1 pseudogene is annotated in these 578 nt (G+C 75.3%); it reads left to right on the top strand.

What is annotated here, in order from left to right:
- Positions 1–38: 38 nt before the first annotated feature.
- Positions 39–578, top strand: a pseudogene (locus AC2W7M_RS27085) (hypothetical protein); the annotation flags it as partial.

Here is a 578-nt window from a genome sequence, read left to right as displayed (position 1 = left end):
TGTGCCCGCGGCCGTCGAGCCGCCCCGGGCGGCGGTGGTTGCCGCCGGCGCCGCGCCGGCGCCGCGCCCGACGCCCCGATATCGACGACATTGCGCAGAAGCTCGACCTCGCTTTGTCCGAGCCTGCCGCCGAGGCGCCGCGCCTCAGCCTCGCCGATCTTCTGGACGAAGAGCCGGCCAGCGCGCCGGCCGCCGGCGCGAACCGGATCGAGATCGACCTCGTCTCCGAGCTTGCGGCGGAGCTGGAGGTGGAGGTCGCCGGCACGAAGGCGGCTGCGGATGCGGCCGATGAGATGGCGACTCAGCCCGACGCGCCGGATCTGGAGGTCGCCGCCGAGGCGCCTTCCAGGGAGGCGCCCAAGGTGGAGGCGCCCAAGGTGGAGACGCCCAAGGTGGACGTGCCCCATCTGGATGCGCCCCATCTGGACGCACCCAAGGTCGAGGCTCCGGCCGCAGCGCCGTCCGCCCCCGAGCCTCACTCCAGCCCTGCGGAAGCGCCGGCGGTTTCCGCCTGTGGAGCGCCCCCGCGAGCGGCTGCGCGACATCCGCCCGGTGCTGCCGCCCGCCGCGGAGCGTAC

The sequence above is a fragment of the Xanthobacter sp. BG11Y11_SDJG genome, assembly GCF_057364445.1.
The sequence above is the reverse complement of the archived record's forward strand: the minus strand, read 5'-3'. Positions and strand labels throughout refer to the sequence as shown.